At 70.7% G+C, this 3,925-nt stretch carries 4 protein-coding genes; 2 read left to right on the top strand and 2 right to left on the bottom strand.

All coding sequences use genetic code 11. From position 1 onward, the window contains the following. Both E2E34_RS32305 and ligD read right to left on the bottom strand, forming a co-directional pair. Positions 1-334, bottom strand: a 334-nt coding sequence (locus tag E2E34_RS32305) for a DNA ligase-like domain-containing protein (protein ID WP_500691585.1), incomplete at its 3' end; no start/stop codon positions are given. 5 nt (positions 335-339) lie between these two features. Then, positions 340-1,233 (bottom strand): non-homologous end-joining DNA ligase, encoded by an 894-nt coding sequence (gene ligD, locus E2E34_RS32300; RefSeq protein WP_138905399.1) that lies wholly within the window; start codon positions 1,231-1,233, stop codon positions 340-342. Between the two features lie 52 nt (positions 1,234-1,285). On the opposite strand from ligD, the gene ku reads away from it, so the two are divergent. Together ku and E2E34_RS32290 are read left to right on the top strand one after the other, a co-directional pair. Then, positions 1,286-2,329, top strand: a complete 1,044-nt coding sequence (gene ku / locus E2E34_RS32295; protein ID WP_138905398.1) for a non-homologous end joining protein Ku — start codon at positions 1,286-1,288, stop codon at positions 2,327-2,329. Between the two features lie 202 nt (positions 2,330-2,531). Beyond that, positions 2,532-3,925, top strand: a 1,394-nt coding sequence (locus tag E2E34_RS32290) for a phosphocholine-specific phospholipase C (RefSeq protein ID WP_138905397.1), incomplete at its 3' end; no start/stop codon positions are given.

The following is a 3,925-nucleotide window of genomic DNA, read 5'->3' as shown; positions in this document are numbered from 1 at the left end:
CAGCCACCACCCCGTCCGCCACCCGCGCGGCGTGCGGCCGCATCAGCTGGTGGAAGGCGAAGGCCCCGGCCGCCCACGCGCACACCTCGCCGTCGAGCACCAGACCGTCCGGCAGCGCTCCGATCGCGGCGGCGACGTCCGGGAAGTCGGGCCTCATGTCGCGCCCCGAACGGGACTGGAGAACGGGCGGGGCCGCGCCCCGCGCGAACGCCACGCACCGGAACCCGTCCAGCTTGACGCTGTACTGGACCCCGCCCGGCAGCCCGTCCGCCGCCGGGATCTCCGCCGCCGTCCGGGGCCGCATCACCTGGACCGGCGGCACGACCGCTGCCACGACTCTCACGCCCCCGGCAGCGGATGGGCGTGCTCCGGATCGACCAGCGGGGCCAGCAGGTCGCCGTACCGCTCCAGCCGTACGCCGATGTCCGCCGCCCGGAAGACGAGCCGCCCCGGGGCCTCGCGCCCGGTGTCCACCTCGTCCCAGGTCACCGGCGCGGACACGGTCGGCTCGGTCTTCGCGCGGAGTGTGTACGGCGCCGCCGTCGTCTTCGCGGCGGCGTTCTGGCTGAAGTCGACGAAGACCTTCCCCGGCCGCAGCGCCCGCGTCATCCGGTGCACGACCAGCTCCCCGAGCGCCTCCTGCGCCTCCAGCGCCAGCCGTTTCGCGTACGCCGAGACCTCCTCGGAGGGCGTCGGCTCCAGCGCGGCCAGCAGATGCAGCCCCTTGGAGCCCGAGGTCTTCGCGTACGACTCGATGCCGTCCGCCGCGAGCCGCTCGCGCAGCCACAGCGCGACCACGCAGCACTCGGCGACGCCCGCGGGCGCGCCGGGATCGAGGTCCAGGACCAGGCGGTCGGCGACGCCGGGCTCCGGGTCGAGCCATTGCGGCGTGTGGAACTCCACCACCAGGTTCGCCGCCCAGATCAGCGTCGGCAGGTCCTGGACGATCACCTGGCGCGCCGGCCGGCCCTCGGTGCGGGACACCTCCACCGTCCGCACCCAGTCGGGCGTACCCTGCGGCGGATTCTTGGTGAAGAACAGCTGTCCGTCGGGACCGTCCGGATAGCGCAGGAACGAGATGGGCCGGTCGCGCAGATGCGGGAGGAACGCGTCCGCGGTCGTGGCGTAGTAGTGCAGCACCTCGCCCTTGGTGGTCCCGGTGGCGGGATAGAGGACCTTGTCCAGATTGCTGAGCGCCAGGCGCCGCCCCTCCACCTCTGTGATAGGCGACATACGATGACACTCTCACGCATTTACGGCTAAAAGCGTCTCAAGGGGGCGAAACGTGCGATCCATCTGGAACGGCGCCATCTCCTTCGGCCTGGTCAGCATCCCGATCAAGCTGGTCAACGCCACCGAGCACCACTCCATCTCGTTCCGCCAGATCCACACGGCCGACGGTGGCCGGATCCGCTACCGGAAGGTCTGCGAACTGGACGGCGAGGAGATCCCGGCGTCCGAGATCGGCAAGGGGTACGAGGAGCCGGGCGGCGGGATCATGCCGATCACGGACGACGACCTGGCCGCACTGCCGCTGCCCACGGCCAAGACGATCGAGATCGTCGCCTTCGTGCCGGCCGCCAGGATCGACCCCCTGCAGATGGACTCGGCGTACTACCTGTCCGCGAGCGGCGCCCCGGCCGCCAAGCCGTACGTCCTGCTGCGCGAGGCGCTCAAGCGCAGTGACAAGGTGGCCGTCGCCAAGTTCGCGCTGCGCGGCCGTGAGCGGCTCGGCATGCTGCGGGTTGTGGACGACGCCATCGTGATGCACGGCCTGCTCTGGCCCGACGAGGTACGGGCGCCCGAAGGGGTCGCGCCGGAGACGGACGTGACGGTGCGCGACGCCGAACTGGACCTGGCGGACGCGCTGATGAACACGCTCGGCGAGGTCGACCTCGACACCCTCCATGACGACTACCGCGAGGCCGTCGAGGAGATGATCGCCGCCAAGGCGTCCGGTGGCGAGCTTCCCGCCGAGGCCGCGCCGGCGGCCGGCGGCGGCCAGGTGATCGACCTGATGGCGGCGCTGGAGAAGAGCGTGCGGGCGGCGAAGGAGTCGCGCGGCGAGGACGAGGGCGAAGAGGTCGCCGAGGTCACGCGGATGGCGCCGGGCAAGAAGGGCAAGGCGGCGGCCTCCCCCGCGGAGGCGAAGAAGAAGCCGGCGGCGAAGAAGACGGCCGCGGCGAAGAAGACGGCGCCCGCGGCGACACCCGGCGCGAAGAAGGCTGCCCCGGCGTCCGGGAAGCAGGCCGCCGGGCAGAAGCAGGCGCAGGCGGCGAAGAAGACCACCGCCAAGAAGGCCACCCCGAGGAAGCGCGCGTCGGCCTGACGGCCGGCGCGCCCCGGCCCGCGCACCCGGGGGCTGCGGCCCCGGTGTGCCTCGCGGCCGCACAGGCGGCCGCGTTGGCGACGTATACCGCGACTTTTCACGGCGGCGTCATCGCCGCTTCCCTGCCTCTTCCCTTCTGCTGTGTCCTCTTGGAACATTCTGTTCGCTTCTGTCTCCTCACACCCCAAGAGGCCCCCCACTCATGCCAGAACTCAATAGGCGCCGCTTCCTCCAGATAGCCGGCGCGACCGCGGGCTTCGCCGCCCTGTCGAGCAGCATCGACCGCGCCGCCGCCATCGCGGCCAACCGTGTCTCCGGCACGATCCAGGACGTCGACCACATCGTCGTACTGATGCAGGAGAACCGTTCCTTCGACCACTACTTCGGTGCGATGAAGGGCGTACGGGGCTTCGGGGACCCGCGCCCGGTGACACTGCCGAGCGGCAAGCCGGTCTGGCACCAGGCGGACACCGGCAACAAGGTGACCCTGCCGTTCCACCCCACCGCCGACGATCTGGGCATGCAGTTCCTCCAGGGCCTCAACCACGACTGGGCCGGCGGCCACAAGGCGCTCAACAAGGGCAAGTACGACCAGTGGGTGCCCGCCAAGACGCCGACGACGATGGCGTACCTGACGCGGGAGGACATCCCCTTCCACTACGCGCTCGCCGACAAGTTCACGGTGTGCGACGCGTACCACTGCTCGTTCATCGGGGCCACCGACCCGAACCGCTACTACATGTGGACGGGGTACACCGGGAACGACGGCGCCGGCGGCGGACCGGTGCTCGGCAACGAGGAGTCGGGGTACGGCTGGACGACGTACCCCGAGCGGCTGGAGAAGGCCGGCGTCTCCTGGAAGATCTACCAGGACACCGGCGACGGCCTGGACGCCGCCGGGCACTGGGGCTGGATCAATGACGCCTACCGGGGCAACTACGGCGACAACTCGCTGCTCTACTTCAACCAGTACCGCAACGCCAGGCCCGGCGACCCGCTCTACGACAAGGCCCGCACCGGCACCAGCGTCAAGAACGGCGACGGCTACCTCGACGACCTCAAGGCCGACGTCCGGGCCGGCAAGCTGCCGCAGATCTCCTGGATCGCCGCTCCGGAGGCCTTCACCGAGCACTCCAACTTCCCCTCCAACTACGGCGCCTGGTACATCGCGCAGGTGCTCGACGCGCTGACCTCCAACCCCGAGGTGTGGAGCCGCACGGCCCTGTTCATCACGTACGACGAGAACGACGGCTTCTTCGACCACATCGTGCCGCCGTACCCGCCCGCCTCCGCCGCCCAGGGCAAGTCCACCGTCGACACCACCACCGAGCAGTACGCGGGCGGCACCTCGTACGCGGCGGGCAACTACGGCCTCGGCCCGCGCGTCCCGATGCTCGTCGTCTCCCCCTGGAGCACCGGCGGTTACGTCTGCTCCGAGGTCTTCGACCACACCTCGATCATCCGCTTCATGGAACGCCGCTTCGGAGTCCACGAACCCAACATCTCGCCGTGGCGGCGCGCGATCTGCGGCGACCTCACCTCCGCCTTCGACTTCGCCGTCGCCGACCCCCGGCCCGCCGAGCTGCCCGACACCGC

The organism is Streptomyces albidochromogenes, from assembly GCF_005981925.1.
Taxonomy (GTDB): domain Bacteria; phylum Actinomycetota; class Actinomycetes; order Streptomycetales; family Streptomycetaceae; genus Streptomyces; species Streptomyces albidochromogenes.
Note: the sequence above shows the minus strand (reverse complement) of the source record. Positions and strands in the feature narration are given on the sequence as shown.